General features: G+C 74.0%; 8 protein-coding genes. 4 read left to right on the top strand and 4 right to left on the bottom strand.

Going from position 1 to position 19,092, the window contains the following annotated elements; translation table 11 throughout:
• Positions 1-79 precede the first annotated feature (79 nt).
• From IE219_RS10615 to IE219_RS10600, 4 genes are read left to right on the top strand one after another with little or no spacing between them, the layout of a single operon-like run.
• Positions 80-9,664: a non-ribosomal peptide synthetase/type I polyketide synthase gene (locus IE219_RS10615; RefSeq protein WP_189976338.1), complete on the top strand. Its 9,585-nt coding sequence runs from the start codon at positions 80-82 to the stop codon at positions 9,662-9,664.
• Positions 9,654-11,342 (top strand): phytoene desaturase family protein, encoded by a 1,689-nt coding sequence (locus tag IE219_RS10610; protein WP_189976337.1) that lies wholly within the window; start codon positions 9,654-9,656, stop codon positions 11,340-11,342. The genes IE219_RS10615 and IE219_RS10610 overlap by 11 nt, the downstream gene beginning before the upstream one ends.
• A 37-nt stretch (positions 11,343-11,379) precedes the next feature.
• Positions 11,380-13,023, top strand: coding sequence for a phytoene desaturase family protein (locus tag IE219_RS10605; RefSeq protein WP_189976336.1), 1,644 nt, complete (start codon positions 11,380-11,382; stop codon positions 13,021-13,023).
• A 13-nt stretch (positions 13,024-13,036) separates the two neighbouring features.
• The gene (locus IE219_RS10600; protein WP_229849694.1) at positions 13,037-14,290 is read left to right on the top strand and encodes a cytochrome P450; all 1,254 of its coding nucleotides are present in this window, start codon (positions 13,037-13,039) and stop codon (positions 14,288-14,290) included.
• A 42-nt stretch (positions 14,291-14,332) separates the two neighbouring features.
• Here the strand turns inward: IE219_RS10600 and IE219_RS10595 are convergent, their stop codons facing one another.
• From IE219_RS10595 to IE219_RS10580, 4 genes are all read right to left on the bottom strand, one after another.
• Complete coding sequence (locus IE219_RS10595; RefSeq protein WP_189976335.1) at positions 14,333-15,382, bottom strand: metallophosphoesterase family protein; 1,050 nt, start codon at positions 15,380-15,382, stop codon at positions 14,333-14,335.
• Positions 15,383-15,542: 160 nt separating this feature from the next.
• On the bottom strand, positions 15,543-16,766 hold the full coding sequence (locus IE219_RS10590) for an MFS transporter (RefSeq protein WP_189976334.1): 1,224 nt from the start codon (positions 16,764-16,766) through the stop codon (positions 15,543-15,545).
• Positions 16,767-16,923: 157 nt separating this feature from the next.
• Entirely contained in the window at positions 16,924-17,892 is a 969-nt protein-coding gene (rfbB, locus tag IE219_RS10585; protein WP_189976333.1) for a dTDP-glucose 4,6-dehydratase, read from the bottom strand.
• Positions 17,889-18,962: a glucose-1-phosphate thymidylyltransferase gene (locus tag IE219_RS10580; RefSeq protein ID WP_189976332.1), complete on the bottom strand. Its 1,074-nt coding sequence runs from the start codon at positions 18,960-18,962 to the stop codon at positions 17,889-17,891. Before IE219_RS10580 ends, rfbB begins: the two co-directional genes overlap by 4 nt.
• Positions 18,963-19,092 lie beyond the last annotated feature (130 nt).

Genomic DNA, 19,092 nt, shown 5'->3' with positions numbered 1-19,092 from the left:
CCTCTCTCCCCTCCCGCTCTCGTCCGTACGGCGCGCGCCCGCTCACGCGCGCCTGCTCCGCGGCCCTCAAGGAAGGCTCATGTCCACACACGCCCGCACGTCCCCGCCGTCCCCGCCGTCCACTTCCCCCGCACCTCCCGAGAAGGTCGCCGTCATCGGCATCGGCTGCCGCTTCCCCGGCGGAGCCAACGACCACCGTTCCTTCTGGCGCAACCTGGTCGACGGGAAGGACTGCATCACCCCCACCCCGGCCGACCGGTACGACGTGGCGAGCCTGGGCAGCGGCGACAAGGCCAAACCGGGCCGGCTGGTGGGCGGGCGCGGGGGCTACATCGACGGGTTCGACGAGTTCGACCCGGCGTTCTTCGGCATCAGCCCCCGCGAGGCGCACGCCATGGACCCCCAGCAGCGCAAGCTCCTGGAGGTCGCCTGGGAGGCCCTGGAGGACGGCGGGCAGAAACCTGCCGAGCTGGCCGGGCGGGACGTGGGCGTCTTCGTCGGGGCCTTCACCCTCGACTACAAGATCCTCCAGTTCGCCGACCTCCGCTTCGACACCCTCGAAGCCCACACGGCGACCGGCACCATGATGACGATGGTGTCGAACCGGCTCTCGCACTGCTTCGACTTCCGCGGCCCGAGCCTCTCCATCGACTCCGCGTGCAGTTCCTCCCTCGTCGCCGTCCACCTCGCCTGCGACAGCCTCCGCCGCGGGGAGAGCTCGCTGGCCCTGGCCGGCGGCACCCTGCTGCACCTCACCCCGCAGTACACGATCGCCGAGACCAAGGGCGGCTTCCTCTCGCCGCAGGGCCGCTCCCGGACCTTCGACGCGGGCGCCGACGGCTACGTGCGGGCCGAGGGCGTGGGCATCGTGGTCCTCAAGCTCCTCTCCGAGGCGCTGCGCGACGGCGACCCGATCCACGCCGTCGTCACCGAGACCGGGGTCAACCAGGACGGCCGGACCAACGGCATCACCGTGCCCAGCGCCGAGGCGCAGACCGCGCTCATCGAGCAGGTCTGCGCCCGCGCCGGAATCACCCCGGGCAGCCTCCAGTACGTGGAGGCGCACGGCACCTCCACCCCGGTGGGCGACCCCATCGAGGCCAACGCCCTGGCGACCGCCCTGGCCGTCGGCCGCGAGCCCGGCGCCCGGTGCTACGTCGGCTCCGTCAAGACGAACATCGGGCACACCGAGTCCGCCGCCGGCATCGCCGGCCTCATCAAGGCGGCGCTCAGCCTCGAACACCGGCTGATCCCGCCCCACATCAACCTGGAGCGGATCAACCCGGCGATCGACCTGGACGCCGCGCCCTTCGAGATCCCGGACCGGCCCACGCCCTGGCCCGCGCACGAGGGCCCCGCCCGCGCCGGCGTCAACTCCTTCGGCTTCGGCGGCACCAACGCGCACGTGCTCCTGGAGGAGGCCCCCGCGCGCCCCGCCGAAACCTCTCCGGAGCCCGCACGGGTGCCCGCGCCGGAGTCCGTGCCGGAGGAGCCCGCCGCCGCCGACGGCCTCCCGTTCCGGGTGCTCCCGCTCAGCGCCCACGACGCCGCGGTCCTCCCCGCTCTCGCCGACGCCGTCCGCGCGGAACTGGCCCCCGGCGCCCCCTCCCCCGTCGCCCCGGCCGACCTCGCGTACTCGCTCGCCCGCCACCGGCAGCACCACGACGCCCGCCTCTCCGTCGTGTACGGGTCCGCCGCCGACCTCGACGAGGCGCTGGCCGCGTGCGCCCGGGGCGAGGAGCACCCCCGCGTCCTGTCCGGCAGGCGCCGCGAGGGGCAGCGGGCCGAACCCGCCTGGGTCTTCACCGGCATGGGACCGCAGTGGTGGGCCATGGGCCGCGAGCTGTTCGCGGCCTCGCCCGTCTACCGGCGGGCCGTGGAGGCTGTCGACCGGGAGATCACCGCCCAGGCCGGCTGGTCGCTGACCACCGAGCTGAACGCCCCCGAGGAGACCTCCCGGATGGCGGAGACCTGGCTCGCCCAGCCCGCCAACTTCGCCGTGCAGGTGGGCCTTTCCGCCCTCTGGCACGCCCACGGGGTGCACCCCTCCGCGATCGTCGGGCACAGCACCGGCGAGATCGCCGCCTTCCACGAGGCCGGGGTCTACGACCTGCGGGACGCGGTGCGGATCGTCCTGGCGCGCAGCCGCCTCCAGCAGCGGCTGGCGGGCACCGGCACCATGCTGGCCGTCGGGCTGCCCGAGGCCGAAGCGGTGCGGCGCGCCGCGCCCTTCGGCGACCGGCTCTCCGTGGCCGCCGTGAACAGCCCCGGCGCCCTGACCCTGGCCGGGGAGCGGGAGGCGCTCGCCGCGTACGCCGAGGCGGCCCGCGCGGACGGCGTGTTCGTCCGCTTCCTCGACGTGGAGGTGCCGTACCACAGCGCCGTCATGGAGGAGATCCGGGACGAGCTGCTGGCGGAGCTGGCCGGGATCGAGCCCCGGCCCGCCCGGCTGCCCCTGTACCTCACCGGGCGGGAGGGCCGCGCCGAAGGGCCCGAGCTGGACGCGGCGTACTGGTGGGGCAACGTCCGCGACACCGTGCGGTTCCGGGCGGCCGCCGACGCCCTCCTCGACGACGGGCACCGCACCTTCCTGGAGATCGGCCCCCACCCGGTCCTCGGCCACTCCCTCAAGGAGTGCGCCGCCGCCCGGACCGACGGGCCCGTGAGCGTCACCGCGCTGCCGTCGCTGCGCCGCGCCGAGGACGAGGCCCTGCGCTTCACCACCTCGCTCGCCGCGCTGTACGCGCACGGCTGCGCCGTGGACTGGACGGCGCTCCACCCGGGCGGGCGCCGGGTGCCGCCGCCCCGCTACCCGTGGAAGCGGGACCGGTACTGGACCGAGCCCGCGCCCGTCGCCCAGGTGCGGCTCGGCCGGACCGACCATCCGCTCCTCGGCCGCCGCCTCGCCACGGCGGAGCCCGCCTGGGAGGTCGCGCTCGACGTGGAGACCGCCCCCTACCTCGCCGACCACCGCATCCAGGGACAGGCCCTCTTCCCCGGCGCCGGATACGTCGAGATGGCGTACCAGGCGCTCCGGGCGCTGACCGGGGGCACGGACGCGGAGCTGGGGGACATCGAGCTGCGCAAGGCGCTGTTCCTGCCCGAGGACGCCGCCCGCTCCGTGCAGGTGACGCTCTCCGCGCGGACCTCGGCCTTCACCGTGGCCACCGACGGCGACACCCCCACCGTGCACGCCCTCGGCGTGGTGCGCGCCGGGCCGCCCGCCGACCGGCCTGCACCGCTCGACCCGGAGGCCGTCCGGGCGCGGGCCGGCCGGCACCTCGACGCGGCCGGCTGCTACCGCGCGCTGGGCGCCCTCGGATACGACTACGGCCCTGCGTTCCGGGGCATCGCGGAGGTCTGGCGGACCTCCGGCGAGGCCCTGGCCCTGATCCGCCCGACCGTGGACGGCGCCGCCGGCCACCACGTCCACCCGACGCTCCTCGACGCCTGCTTCCAGGCCCTCCTGGTGGCCGGCCTCCCCGACCCGGCGGACGGCCCCGGGAGCGGCGGGATGCTGCTGCCGCTCACCATCGAGGCGGTGCGCACCGTCCCGGTGGGCGACCGACCGCTGTGGGCGCACGCCACCGTCACCCGCCGCGCGGACGACGAACTCGTCGGCGACATCGCCCTCTACGCGGAGGACGGCGAGCCGCTGGGCCACGTGCGCGGCTTCCGCGCCGCCGACGTGGAGCAGGTCTCCTCGACGGTCGCGGTCTCCACCATCGACGGCTGGCTCGCCGAACTCGCCTGGACGGAGGCGCCCCTGGAGGAGGGTGCCGACGCCGCACGGGGCGACTGGCTGCTGTTCGCCGACCGGCCGGGCGGGGTGGCGGACCGGCTGGCCGCGCTCGCGGCGGCGGACGGCGCCCGCTGCCACCTGGTCCGGCCCGGCGACCGCTACGCCTTCGACCCGGCCGGGCAAGACTCCCGGGTGGTCCCGGGCGACGCCGGGGACCTGCGCCGGCTGCTGGCCGACCTGGCCGGGGCCGACCCGGACCGGCCCGCGCCGGACACCGTCGTCCACCTGTGGAACCTGGACCTGCCCGCCCTGGAGGACGCCCGGCGCGAAGAGCTCGACGCACACGCCACGCGGGGCGCCTACTCGGTGATCGCCCTGGCCCAGGCGCTCCAGGACGATCCCCGGCAGGAGGCCGCGCCCGCCGTGCTGCACCTGGTCACCCGGGGCGCCCAGGCGGCCGTCCCCGGCGAGCCGGTGGCACCGCTCGGCGCACCCGCCTGGGGCGTCGGCCGGGTCCTGCGGCACCACGAACTGACCGCCCACCGGGGCAAACTCGTCGACCTGCCGCTCCGGCCGGCCACGCGGACGGCCCCGGGCGCGGACACGGACACGGAGGCCGACGCCGGGGCACTGTTCCGCGAGCTGCTCGCCCCGGACGCCCCCGGCCTCCCGCAGGACGAGGTGGCGCTGCGCGACGGGCGGCGCCTCGTCAGCTCCCTCGTCCGCCCCGAGGGCCTCACCCGGCCCTTCCCGCCCCGGCTCCGCCCGGACGGCGCGTACCTGGTCACCGGGGCCTTCGGCGCCCTGGGGCGGCTGCTGTGCCGCTATCTCGTCGAGCGGGGCGCCCGGCACCTGATCCTCGTCGGCCGCACCCCGCTCCCCGACCGGTCCGGCTGGCGCGCGCTCGCCCCGGACTCCCCGGCGGCCGGCGCGGTGGGCTTCGTCAAGGAGCTGGAGGCCCTGGGCGCCCACCCCGTCCACGCCGCCCTCGACGTCTCCGACGAGGAGGCGCTCACCCGCTGGCTGGCCGCCCGCCGGGACCGGGACGCGCCCCCCGTGCGGGGCGTCTTCCACCTCGCCGGCCACGTGCGGGACACGCCCGTCCGGGCCATGGACCGGGCCGCCTTCGGCGCCGTCCTCGACCCGAAGGCGGCGGGAGCCTGGCTCCTCCACCACCACCTGCGCGACGAGCCGCTGGACCACTTCGTCCTCTTCGCGTCCGTCGCCTCCCTGCTCACCACCACGGGCCAGACGAACTACGCGGCGGGCAACGCCTTCCTCGACGCGCTGGCGCACCACCGCAGGGCCCTGGGGCTGCCCGCGCTGAGCCTGGACTGGGGCCCGTGGGCGACCGGCATGATCGAGGAGCTGAGCCTGGTCGAGCACTACCGCGCGGTCCGGGGCATGAGCTCGCTCTCCCCGACGGCCGGCACCGCCGTCCTGGAGCGGGTCCTGGGCCAGGACCGGGCCCAACTGCTGATCGCCACCGTCGTCGACTGGCCGACCTTCCTCGCCTGGTACCCGTCGCCGCCGCCACTCGTCCGGGGCCTGGCCGCCGAGGCCGAGGAGGCCGCGGACCCGGCGGCCGGGGGCGGGGAGCGGGGCGGCTACCTGGACCGGTTCCGCGCCGCCGCGGACGAGGAGGAGCGCACCGCGCTGGTCTCCGGGGTGCTGACCGGCTGCGCGGCGGCGGTGCTGCGGACCGGCGCGGACCGGCTCGACCCGGAGGCGGGCCTCGGCGCGCACGGCCTCGACTCGCTCCTCGCCATGGAGCTGCGGGCCCGGCTCCAGGCGGCGACCGGGGTCGCGCTGCCGGTCGTGGCGCTGCTGAGCGGGACCCCGCTGCGCGAGCTGGCCGCGCAGCTGGGCGAGGCGACCCGGGAGCTGGCCGCGCGGGCGGCGGGCCCCGGGACCGGGGCGGAGGTGGAGGTGTACGAGGACGCGTCCCGGCATCCGCTGACGCAGAACCAGAAGGCCCTGTGGTTCCTGAAGCAGCTCCACCCGGACGGCTTCGCTTACAACATCGGCGGCGCGGTGGAGGTGCGCACCGCGATCGATCCGGAGCTGATGGCCGCCGCCGTGCGGACCCTGGTGGCCCGGCATCCGGTGCTGCGGGCCAACTTCGTCATGGAGGACGGCCGGCCGGTCCAGGTGGTCTCCGAGGACGTGGAGCCCGACCTGCGGGTCTTCGACGTCGAGGGCCGGGAGTGGGAGGAGATCCGCGCCCTGATCGTGGAGGAGTACCGCAGGCCGTACGACCTGGCGCGGGACCGGCTGATGCGGTTCCGGCTGTTCCGGCGCGGGCCGGACCGCTGGGTGCTGATGAAGGCGGTGCACCACATCGTCTCGGACGCGATCTCCACCTTCACCTTCATCGAGGAGCTGCTCGCCCTCTACGAGGGGATGCGCGCGGGCCGTCCGGTGGAGCTGCCGCCGGTGCGGGGCCGGTACGTCGACTTCCTGAACCGGCAGAACCTCTTCCTGGCCTCGCCGGAGGCGGACCGGATGCTGGAGTACTGGCGCGGCGCGCTGCCCGCCGAGGTGCCGCCGCTGGCGCTGCCGACCGACGGCCCCCGGCCCGCCGTGCAGAGCCACAACGGGGCCTCGGAGTTCTTCGTCCTGGACGAGGAGCTGAGCGCCCGGGTGCACGCCCTGGCCCGTGAGCACGACGTGACCGTCTTCATGGTGCTGCTGTCGGCGTACTACCTGCTGCTGCACCGGTACTCCGGCCAGGACGACCTGGTCGTCGGCAGTCCGGTGACCGGCCGCACCGACGGGGACCTGGCGTCGGTGTACGGCTACTTCGTCAATCCGCTGCCGCTGTACGCGAGTCTGGCGGGCGACCCGACCGTGGCCGAGCTGCTGGCGCAGGTGCGGGGGACGGTCCTCGGGGGGATCGACCACCAGGAGTACCCCTTCGTGCTGCTGGTGGAGAAGCTGGGCCTCCAGCACGACCCGAGCCGGTCGGCCGTCTTCCAGGCGATGTTCATCCTGCTCGCCCACAAGGTGTCCTCGCAGCAGTACGGATACCACCTCGACTACATCGAACTACCGGAGGAGGAGGGCCAGTTCGACCTGACGCTGTCGGCGTACGAGGACGAGTCCGAGCACCGCTTCCACTGCGTCCTGAAGTACAACACCGACCTGTTCCGGCCGGAGACCGCCGCACGGCTGGCCCGGCACTACCGCAACCTGCTGGACGCGCTGACCCGCGCTCCGGGCGCCGGTCCGGTGGCGGATCTGGAGCTGCTCGGCGAGGAGGAGCGGCACGAGCTGCTGCACGGGCCGGCCGCCCGGGGCCCGGTGCTGGCGCCGGAGCCGCCGGTGCACGAGCTGTTCGCGCGGGCGGCGGCCCGCACCCCCGGGGCGGTCGCGGTGACCGTCCCGGCCCCGGCGGAGGGCGGCGACGCCCGGCGGCTGACCTACGCGGAGCTGGAGCGGGCCTCGGCCGTGCTGGCCGGGCGGCTGCGGGCCCGGGGCGCGGGCGGCGGCGTCGTCGCGGTGTGCCTGCCGAAGTCGCCGGAGCTGATCGTCGCGCTGCTCGCCGTGCTGCGGGCGGGGGCGGCCTATCTGCCCCTCGACCCGGACCATCCGGCGGAGCGGCTGGCCTTCATGGCGGGCAACGCGTCGGCGCGCCTGGTCCTCACCGACCCGGCGGGCGCGGAGCGCCTCGACGTGCCGGGGGCGGTGTTCCTCACCGACGTCCTGGCCGGGGAGGCCGGCGTACCGGCCGCGTCGGGCGAGGAGTCCGGCGTACCGGCCGGCGGCGGGGACGTGCCGGTGGCGGCGGAGGATCTCGCGTACGTCGTCCACACCTCCGGTTCGACGGGCCGGCCGAAGGCCGTCGAGGTGTCCCACGGGGCCCTCTCGGCGCTGTGCGCGGCCTGGCGGGAGGAGTACGGCCCGGACGGGGAGCCGGGCGTCCACCTCCAGATGGCCGGGGTGTCCTTCGACGTGTTCACCGGCGACCTGGTGCGGGCCCTGACCTCGGGCGGCCGGCTGGTCCTCGCCGACCGGGACCTCCTGCTCGACCCGGCCCGGCTGTACGGGGTGATGGCCGCGGAGGGGGTCGACCGCGCCGAGTTCGTGCCCGCCGTGGCGCGCGCCCTGATGGCGCACTGCGAGGAGGGCGGCCACCGGCTGGACTTCATGCGGCTGGTGATCGTCGGCTCCGACACGTGGAAGGTCGCCGAGTACGACCGGCTGCGTGGGCTCTGCGCGCCGGACGCCCGGGTGGTCAACTCGTACGGGCTGACCGAGGCCACCGTGGACAGCGCCTGCTTCGACGGCCCCACCACCGGTCTCGATCCGAACGGCGCGGTCCCCGTCGGCGCCCCGCTGCCCAACTGCGTACTGCACGTCCTCGACGCCCGGATGCGGCCCGTGCCGCCGGGGGTGACCGGGGAGCTGTGGGCCGGCGGTGCCGGGCTCGCCCGGGGGTACGCGGGCGATCCGGAGCAGACCGGGCGGCGGTTCCTGACCCTCGCGCTCGACCCGGGGCCCGGGGCCGTTCCCGAGCGGCTGTACCGCACCGGGGACCTGGCGCGGCGGGACGCCGGGGGCCGGCTCCACCTGCTGGGCCGGGCCGACGCCCAGATCAAGCTGCGCGGCCACCGGATCGAGCCGGGGGAGATCGAGTCGCTGCTCACCGCGCTCCCGGAGGTCGCCGAGGCGTACGCCCTGGTGCGGACCGATCCCGGCGGGGAGCCCGCGCTCTGCGCCTACGTGGTCCCGGCGGCCGGGGCCGAGCCCGATCCGCGGGTGCTGCGCCGCCACCTGGCCGCCCATCTGCCCACGTACCTGATCCCGTCCTTCCTGGAGACGGTGGGGGCACTGCCCCTGACGCCGAACGGGAAGGTGGACCCGAAGGCGCTGCCGGCGCCGCGCGCCCAGGCGGTGCGGGAGGACCACGAGCCTCCCGTCACGCTCTACGAGGAGCGGGTGGCGGCGCACTGGAGGGAGGTGATCGGGCTCGACCGGGTCGGCCTGCACAGCGACTTCTTCGAGTCGGGCGGCAGTTCCATCACCCTCATCGCGCTGATCCACCGGCTCCAGAAGGAGTTCGGCATCGCGATCCCGGTGGGCCTGCTGTTCAAGGTGACGACCCTGCACGGGATGGCCAGGACCGTCGAGTCGATCGTCACCGGCCGGGTCTCGGGGAACCTGTCCCACCTGTCCTTCAACACGGGCGAGGGGCCGCTGCTGTTCTGCTTCCCGCCCGCGGGCGGGCACGGCCTGGTCTACCGCCACTTCGCCGCGCACCTGCGGCCGTACGAGCTGATCGCCTTCAACCACGTGGACGGGGACAAGGGGGTGCGGTACGCCGACCTGGTGGAGTCGCTCCGGCCCGAGGGGCCCTGCCTGCTGCTGGGCTACTCGCTCGGCGGCAACCTGGCCTTCGAGGTGGCCAAGCGCCTGGAGGAGCGGGGCCGGGAGGTCGCCCACGTCGTGATCATGGACTCGTACCGGATCGAGGAGGAGTACGGCATCTCCGACGAGCACGCCGAGGCGTTCGAGCACGAGCTGCGGGACCACCTGCGGCGCCACACCCACTCCGAGACCGTCACCGCGCAGACCCTCGAACAGGCCAGGGACTACCTGGAGTACTGCGGGCGGACCCCGAACCACGGCGCGGTCGCCGCTCCGGTGACGGTGATCGCCGACGAGGCGAAGGCGGCGCTGTACGGGGCGGGCCGGCGGGGCAGCTGGCACACCGCCTCCACCGGCCTCAGCCGGGTGGTGCGCGGGGCGGGCCTGCACGCGGAGATGCTCGACGAGAAGCCCGCCGGGCGGAACGCGGCACTGGTGCGCTCCGCCCTCACCGACGAGGCCCTCACCGGCGGAGCGTTCACCGGCGGAACGGCCTCCGGCGAAGCGGCTGTCCACGGAACGAGCACGGACGGAGCGGCCGATGACGCGTGACGACAGGCCCGTGTGGGAGGACCGGGGGCCGTGGCGGCCCGGGGGCCGCACGCCGGGTGAGGCGCCCCGGGTGATCGTGATCGGCGCGGGCATCGGCGGCCTGTCCACCGGCTGCTACGCGCAGATGAGCGGCGCGGAGACGCGGATCTTCGAGCGGCACGTGCTGCCCGGCGGCTGCTGCACGGCGTGGGCGCGGCAGGACTACGTCTTCGACTACTGCATCGAGTGGCTGACCGGCACCGGGCGGAACAACGACGCCAGCCGGGTCTGGCGGGAGCTGGGCGCGCTGGACGGCAAGACGATCGCCAACTTCGAGATGTTCAACACCGTCACCGACGAGACGGGCCGCTCGGTCACCTTCTACAACGACCCGGACCGGCTGGAGGCGCACCTCCTGGAGCTGTCGCCCGGCGACGCGCGGCCGATCCGGGCGTTCTGCCGGGACCTGCGGCGCTTCACCCGGATCAACCTCTACCCGTTCCTGACGCCGCCGCCGCTCCAGTCGGCCGGCGAGAAGCTGGCCGCGCTGCGGGCCGTGCTGCCCTCCTTCGCGCTGCTGTGGCGGACGGCGGTGACCCGCATGGAGTCGTTCTGCGAGCGGTTCGAGGATCCGCTGCTGCGGCGGGCGTTCCCGTTCATCTTCTTCCAGGACCACGAGGTCTTCCCGCTGCTGCCGTACCTGTTCAACATGGCGAGCGCCTACCACCTCAACGCCGGTTTCCCGCAGGGCGGTTCGCTGGGGCTGGCGCGTTCGGTGGAGGAGCGCTACACGGCGCTCGGCGGGCGGGTCGACTACCGGGCGCGGGTGGAGCGGATCCTGGTGGAGAACGACCGGGCGGTCGGGGTGGAACTGCGGGGCGGCGAGCGGCACTTCGCCGACCACGTGGTCTCGGCCTGCGACGGCGTCACCACCATCGAGCGGCTGCTCGGCGGCCGCTACAGCAGCCCGAAGATCGACAAGCTGTTCAAGGAGATGATGACGACCGGCCCGGACGTGCTGTACCCGGGGGTGGTGTCGGTCTTCGTCGGGCTGGACGGCGAGCTCGATCCGGCGGCCCGGCACAGCACCACGTACCTGCTCTCCGACGAGGACAGCGCGGCGCTGCCGGGCGTCCTCCAGAAGAGCCTGGTGGTGCAGATGCGGTCGCGGTACTCCGACGGCTTCGCGCCGCCGGGCAAGTCGGTGGTCCACTGCACCTACTTCAGCGACTACGAGTCGTGGAAGAAGCTGCGGACCACCGACCGGAAGGCGTACTGGGCCCGCAAGCAGGAGGCGGCCGACTTCGTCCGGGCGTTCCTGGAGCGGCACCATCCGGGGATCGGCGCGTCCATCGAGGTGGTGGACGTGGCGTCGCCGACGACCACGGAGCGGTACACCGGCGTGCGGGGCGGCAGCATCCTCGGCTGGAAGTCCTTCACGCCGGCCGACGACGTGATCACCGGCCTGATCAACAAGGACCGGATGCGGCTGCCGGGGCTGGACGGCTTCTCCCTGGCCGGGCAGTGGTTCGGCGGCGGGAGCCTGATCCGGGCCGCCGCGAGCGGCCGGTTCGTCACCCAGTACCTGTGCCGGGAGCTGGGCCTGGACTTCCGGGCCTGGGAGAGCGGCGGCACGGTCCCCTGGCATCCGGACCGGCTCGGCCGGCTGCCCCAGCTCGAATCCCGCAGGGTGAGGTGACGGTCGGGTGACCGCGACGACGGCACGCAGGAAAAGCATGATCATCATCGGGGGCGGGCTCGGCGGGCTCTCCACCGGTGCGTACGGGCAGATGAACGGCTACCGCACCCGGATCTTCGAGATGCACGAGATCCCGGGCGGCTGCTGCACCGGCTGGGGGCGGGGCGAGTACACCTTCGACGCCTGTATCAGCTGGCTCCTCGGCAACGGGCCGGGCAACGAGATGCACCAGATCTGGCTCGAACTCGGGGCGCTCCAGGGCAAGGAGATGCGCCACTTCGACGTCTTCAACACGGTGCGCGGCCAGGACGGGCGGACCGTCTACTTCTACTGCGACCCGGACCGGCTGGAGCGGCACCTGCTGTCGCTCTCCCCGGCCGACGCGCGGACGATCCGGAGCTTCTGCGCGGGGCTGCGCAAGTTCATCGCCTGCCTGCCCTCGTACCCCTTCCTGAAGCCGGTGGGGCTGATGGGGCGCCGGGAGCGGTGGCGGATGCTGGCCGGCTTCCTGCCGTACTTCAACCTCTTCCGCACCTCGATGTCCGTGCTGATGACGGAGTACTCGACCCGCTTCAAGGACCCGCTGCTGCGGGACGCCTTCAACTACATCCTGTACGAGAGGCACCCCGGCTTCCCGGTGCTGCCGTTCTACTTCCAGATGGCCGCGCAGGCGCACCGCTCGGCCGGGGTGCCGGAGGGCGGCTCGCTGGGCCTGGCGCGCTCGATCGAGCAGCGCTACCTGCGGCTCGGCGGCGACATCACGTACAACGCGCGGGTCGAGGAGATCCTCGTCAAGGACGACCGGGCCGTCGGCGTGCGGCTGTCGAACGGGGAGGAGCACCACGCGGACATCGTCGTGTCGGCCTGCGACGGCCCGGCGACGCTCCTCGGTCTGCTCGACGGGCGCTACCTGGAGGGCGAGTACGCCACCCTGTACCGGGAGACGCTGCACCGGCCGGGCATGGTCTTCCCCGGCTACACGAGCGTCTTCCTGGGGCTGCGGCGGCCCTTCCCGGACGCCGATCCGACCACCACCCACCTGCTCGACGAGGAGACGGCGTCCCGGCTGACCGGCATCCGGCACCCCAGTCTCAACGTACAGTTCCGCAACCGCTTCTATCCGGAGCTGTCGCCCGAGGGCACCGGCGTCGTGTACGCCACGTACTTCTCCGACACGGCGCCCTGGCGGGAGCTGGCGGAGGGGCCGGAGCGGCTGAGCCGGGTCCGCCGGGGCACGGAGCTGCACACCCTCCCGGTCAAGCGCGGCAAGCCGTACGTCCTCGCGAAGCGGCGGACCCTGAACGCCGTCGTCGACTACCTCGACGGGCTGTACCCCGGTCTGCGGGACGCGGTCGCGGTCCGCGACACCTGCACCCCGCTCACCCAGATCCGCTACACCGGCGCCTTCGAGGGCACCTTCCTGGGCTGGCAGCCCTTCGTGGAGAGCGGCGAGGCGATGGAGGAGCTGGTCAAGAAGAACGGGCCGGTCCTGCCCGGTCTGCGGAACTTCTACCTCTCCGGGGTGTGGGCGACCACCGGCGGCCTGATCCGCGCGGCGGCCGCCGGACGCCAGGTCATGCAGTTCATCTGCCGGGACGACGGGATCGGCTTCACCGCCTCCGTCGACACCAGCGCCCCCCTCCCGACCCACGTCGACGTGCCCGTCGGCCCGCACCGCTGAGAAAGGCGACCCCGTGTCCCTGCCCCCCGACGTCCGCACCGCACCGCCCGCCGCCGCCGACCCCGGCCAGGAGCCCCTCGCGTACCCCTTCTGGACGAGCGGCGGGCTGGGCCTGTCCGAGGGGTACGGGCCGCTGCGCGACCGGCCGCCCGTCCGCGTCCGGCTGCCGTACGGGGACGAGGCCTGGCTCGCGACCGGCTACGACGACGTGCGCGCCGTCCTGTCGGACCCCCGCTTCAGCCTCGCCGAGGCCGTCCGCCGCGACCAGCCGAGGATCGGTCCGATGCCCCGGGCCGGCGGGGGGCTCATCGCGCTCGACGCCCCCCGGCACACCCGGCTGCGCGCGCTGCTCGCGAAGGAGTTCACCGCCCGCCGGGTGGAGCCGCTGCGCGGCCGGATCCGCGAGGTCGCCGACGGGCTCCTGGACCGGATGGCGGCGGCGGGCCCGCCCGCCGACCTGGTGGAGGACCTGGCCTTCCCGCTGCCCATGACGCTGATCTGCGAGATCGTCGGGGTGCCCGAGGAGGACCGGCCGCTGCTGCGGACCTGGGCGGACGCGGTGTGCTCGGGCGGGGTGACGCCCGAGGTGGTGGGGCGGCACGCCCAGGACTTCTTCGCCCGCATGGCCGGCTGGGTGGAGGCCCGCCGCCGGGTCCCCGCCGACGACCTGATCAGCGTCCTGGTGCGGGCCGTGGACGAGGGCGCGCTGACCGGCGAGGAGCTGACGGGGCTGCTGAACGAGGTCCTCATCGGCGGCTTCGTCACCACCACCAACCAGATCGCCAACTTCTTCGCGGTCCTGCTGCTGCCCCGCGAGGCGGGCGGCGGCGGGGCGGAGCTGTGGGCGTCCCTGCGCGCCCGGCCCGAGCTGGTGCCGCGCGCGGTCGAGGAGCTGCTGCGCCTCGTCCCCCTGCTCAACGGCCTGACCCTGCCCCGGTACGCGGAGGAGGACGTGGAGCTGGGCGGGGTCCTGGTGCGGGCGGGCGAGCCGGTGGTGGTCTCCCAGGCGGCGGCCAACCACGACCCCGCCGCCTTCCCGTCGCCCGGACGGATCGTGCTCGACCGGCCGGGGACCCCGCACATCAGCTTCGGCCACGGCATCCACTACTGCCTGGGCGCCCATCTGGCCCGCCTGGAGCTGCGGACGACGCTGGAGCGGGTGGCGGACCGGCTGCCGGAGCTGCGGCTGGCCGTGCCGGAGGAGGAGCTGTGCTGGCGCTCGAAGGAGTTCTTCAGCGGCCTGCGCTCCCTGCCGGTCACCTGGTGACCGGGCCCGGGTCCGGCCGCGGGGCCGGACCCGGGGCGGGGGCTACAGGGGGGTGTTCAGGGGGATGGTGACCTGCTTGATCCAGGTGCCGGCGGCGAAGTCGCGGGCGCCGACGGTGACCCGGTCGCGGTGGACCGTGACCTGGAGGCCCTGGTTGAAGGTGCCCGGGACGGCGACCTCGCCGCCGCTGCCGTCGTCCGTGAAGCCGGTCTGGACCGCGCCGGTGTTGAGGACGTTGAAGCCCTCCAGGTTGCCGGTGCCGGGGACGACCCGGCGGACGTACCAGTCGGAGAGGGCCAGGTCCCAGTGGGTGTGGCCGCAGAAGAGGAAGACGTCGCGGTGCCGGCCGAGGATGCCGAGGAGGCGCTCGGCCTGGAGGTAGTCCCGCGCGTACAGCTTGTTGTGGCTGCCTGAGACCGTGTTGGGCAGCGGGTGGTGGGTGACGACCATGACGGGCCGTCGGCGGCGCGCCCAGTGGGCGAGCCGGTCCTCCAGCCAGGCGAACTGGGCGTCGCTCAGCCACACCTCGTCCCACAGCTTGGGGTCGTGGTAGTGCATGTACTTCTCGGTGCCGATGCTGAGCACGGGGATGCCGCCGAAGGAGTGCTCGGCGTGGACGGTGCTCCGGCCCGCGAAGCGGTAGAAGCTGCGGAAGAGGGAGTCCTCGGTGGTGCCGTTGGGCCAGGTGGCCTGCGCGAGGGTGTCGGGGTCGCGGTACTTCGGCACGTAGAACTCGTGGTTGCCGATCGCCCAGGCGACCGTCGAGGGCCGCGCGTGCTTGCGGAACTCGGCGGTCAGGGCCGCGTATTCGAAGTCGTAGCCGCGCGGGGTGAGGTCCCCGGCGACGGCGAGGCCGGCGCTGTGGGGGTTGGTGGCGCGCATGTCCTCCATGGCCACGCCCAGGTCGCGCAGGTCGCCCTGGATGTCGCTGATGACGTTGAACGTGGCGACCGGGCGGTCCGGGCGGCCGTGGCCGTGCGGGGGCGCGGCCGGGGAGGGGCCGGGGGCCGCGGCGGCGGGCGCCTGCCCCGCGGCGAGCAGGCCCGCCGCTCCGGCCGCGGCGGTGGTGGTGAGGAGGGATCGGCGATCCACGGGGTTTTCCCTTCACGTGCGGAGGCCCGCCCCCGGACGGGACGCCGGACGCGGGACCCCTTCGGTCCAGACCCGTTATGGATACGAGTTCGAACCGAACCCCCGTGGGGCGGCACGTGGCCGCCCGGTGAACACCGTCCCCGGAGTGCGGGGCCGACGGTCAGGAGGGGGAGGCGACGGGGGACGGGACCTCCTCGGGGCGCTTCGGGACCGCCAGCGGGAAGGCGAGCAGGAGCAGGAGGACCAGGGCAGACAGGCCGGCGCCGACGAGGAAGCCGGTGCCGATGGTGGTGGCTCCGATGACCGGGCCGAGGACGAGGGGGGCGACGAACTGGCCCGTGAAGTTGGCCGTTCCGGACAGGGACATCGCCTGGCCGCGCCGGGCCGCCGGTGCCGTCTCGCCGATCATCATCGCGAGCGCGGGCACCACGACGCCGCTGCCGAGGCCGAAGACCAGGGCGGCCAGGGTGAGGAAGACCCACTGCCCGCTCAGGCCGATGAGCAGGAAGGCCAGCGCCCAGGCCACGGTGGCGGTGCGGAGCAGGTTCGCGTAGCCGAGGCGGGCCTTCATCTTGGCGTAGAAGAGGCCGATGAGGGTGCCGCCGACGGAGGTGCTGACGGTGATGAGCGCGATCAGGAAGGGTTCCTCGACGTCCACCTCGGTGAGCCGCTGGGGCAGGAAGACCGCCAGCACGTAGAGGAGGAAGGAGGCGAAGAAGGAGAAGGCGTAGAAGGCCAGGAGGTTCGGGTGGCGGCGCAGCAGATCGACGATGCCGCCGGCCTTGGCCCGGCCCTCGGCGGGCAGCCGGGGCATCACGAGGAGCGTCAGGAGGCCGACCGGGACGCCCAGCAGGTAGACGGCGAACGGGGCGTGCCAGGAGATGCCGCCGAGCGCGCCGCCGATCAGCGGCCAGACGATGCCGCCGAGGCTGAGGGCGGTGGAGCGCCAGCCGGCGACCCGGTCGCGCTCCTCGCCCTGGTAGAGCGCGAGAAGGGCCACGGTGGTGCCGATGAAGACGGCCGCCGCGCCGACGCCGAACACGAACCGGCTGATGATCAGGGCCGGGTAGGAGTCCGTGACCAGTCCGGCGCCGCCGGCGACGCCGTACAGCAGGAGTCCGCCGACGAGCGGGGCGCGCAGGCCGAAGCGGTCGACGGCCCGGCCCACGAGCGGACTGACGAGGGCGAGCGAGAGGCCGTGCGCGGTGAGGATGAGGCCGGCGCCGGTGCCGCTCACCCCGAGGTCGTCGCGGATGACGCCGACGACGGGGGCGATGACGGCGCCGGCCATCAGCGTGAGGGTGGAGGCGAGGAGCAGGACGAGCAGCATGGAGCGGTGGGGCGTGGGCGGTGCGGGGCGGGGGGCGGGGTCGGGTAAGGCCATGGCGGTTCTCCTTGGGCGGGGTTGCCGGAGGGGGCGACGCGGTGCGGTGTCGCCGTGATCGCCATCGTGCAACCTGAAGCGCGGTTCAGGTCAACCGCGGGGGTGGCGGCCTCGACGGGGGTTCGAGCCGGGCTCCAGCGTTTCTCGTCCGGCCCGTTCAGGAGTCCAGCAGGGGCTTCCACCATCCCGGGTTGTCGCGGTACCAGGCGACGACCTGCCGCAGCCCCTCGTCCAGGGGGCGGCGCGGGGCGTAGCCGAGTTCGGCGCGGATCTTGCCGTCGTCGATGGCGTAGCGCAGGTCGTGGCCCTTACGGTCCTCGACGTGGCGGACCAGCGACGGGTCGGCACCGCACAGGTCGAGCAGCCGGTCGGTCATCTCGCGGTTGGTGAGGGCGGTGGCGCCGCCGATGTTGTACGTCTCGCCGGCCCGGCCGCCGGCCAGGACGAGCTGGACGGCCCGGCAGTGGTCGTCGACGTGCAGCCACTCCCGGACGTTGCTCCCGTCGCCGTACAGCGGGACGGGCAGGCCGCGCAGCAGGTTGGTGACGAACAGCGGGATCAGCTTCTCCACGTGCTGGTGGGTGCCGTAGTTGTTGGAGCAGCGGGTGACGCGGACGTCGAGGCCGTGGGTCCGGTGGTAGGCGCGGGCCAGCAGGTCGCTGCCGGCCTTGGACGCCGAGTAGGGCGAGTTGGGCAGCAGGGGGGACTCCTCGGTCCAGGAGCCCTCGGCGATCGATCCGTACACCTCGTCGGTGGAGACGTGGACGACGGTGGGCACGCCGGTGTGCAGGCAGGCGTCGAGGACGCTCTGGGTGCCGAGCACGTTGCTGTGGACGAAGGCGACGGAGCCGTCCACGGACCGGTCGACGTGGGACTCGGCGGCGAAGTGGACGACGGCGTCGTGGCCGGGCAGCACGCGCCGCATCAGCGCCTGGTCGCAGACGTCGCCGTGGACGAAGGCCAGCCGGTCGTGGCCCATCGGCAGGTTCTCCGTGTTGCCCGCGTAGGTGAGCTTGTCGACGACGGTGACCTCCGCGTCGCCGTAGCCCTCGTAGCCGCCCGCGAGCAGGGTGCGCACGTAGTGGGAGCCGATGAATCCGGCCCCGCCCGTGACCAGGATCCTCATGCCGGTACCTCCGCCTGGGTGTGGTCTCCGATGATCAACCGATTGTGCGTGCCGCCGTCACGGGCGCGGACCTGGGCCCAGCGGCCGATCACGCAGCCGCTCAGGTCGGGGACGTCGGTGATGGTGGCGCCCTCCAGGATGATGGAGTTGCCGACACCGGCCGACTCCAGGACGCAGTCCCGGCCGACGGCCACGTCCGGGCCGATCCGGCAGTCCCGGACGACGCTGCCCGCGCCGATCACCACGGGGCCGGTGAGGTGCGAGCCGGTGACGCGGGCGCCGGGCTCGACGACCACGTGGCCCTCCACCACTGTCGTGGCGTCGACCTCGCCGGCGGCCGCGGGGGCGGCGGTGCCCAGGCGTTCCAGCAGCACCCGGTTGCACTCCAGCAGGTCGTCGATCTTGCCGGTGTCCTTCCAGTACCCGTCGTACGCGCGGGCGGTGACCGTCCGGCCGTCCTCGATGAGGTGCTGGAGGGCGTCGGTGATCTCCAGCTCGCCGCGGGCGCTGGGGGCGATGGCCCGGGTGGCGGCGTGGACCGCGGCGGTGAAGAAGTACACGCCGATGACCGCCAGGTCGCCGCGCGGTTCGGCGGGCTTCTCGACCAGGGCGCTCACCACGCCGTCGGCGCCGACCTCGGCCACGCCGTACTGCCGGGGGTCGGGGACCTTGGTGACGAGGAGCTGCGCGGCGGGGCGGACCCGGCGGAACTCGTCGGCGGCGTCCGCGATGCCCTCGGCGAGGACGTTGTCGCCGAGGTACATCACGAAGTCCTCGTCGCCGAGGAACTCCTCGGCGAGCGTGACGCAGTGGGCGAGTCCGAGCGGCGCCTCCTGACGGAGGTAGGTGATCCGCATGCCGAAGCGGGAACCGTCGCCGATCGCCTCCTCGATCTGCGCGCCGTGGCCGCCGACGACGATTCCCGTCTCCTTCACTCCGATATCGCGCAGGTTCTCCAGGCAGTGCACCAGGACGGGTCTGTTGGCCACGGGAACCAGTTGTTTCGCCATCGAGTACGTGAAGGGACGTAAGCGCGTCCCCTCGCCTCCGGACAGTACGAGCGCTTTCATGGGCTTCCCAGCGGTTCTCGAACGGAGATGCGGTCAGGGACAACCTCCGGTCCCCCGCTCGACTCCGGTTCGAGCCACCGTCGAATCGCGCCTGACAGCGTCCGTGGCACCACGCACCGGACGACAAGGA

The organism is Streptomyces termitum (assembly GCF_014650175.1).
In the GTDB taxonomy this organism is placed as follows: domain Bacteria; phylum Actinomycetota; class Actinomycetes; order Streptomycetales; family Streptomycetaceae; genus Streptomyces; species Streptomyces termitum.
This window is presented reverse-complemented; position numbering and strand designations above follow the sequence as displayed.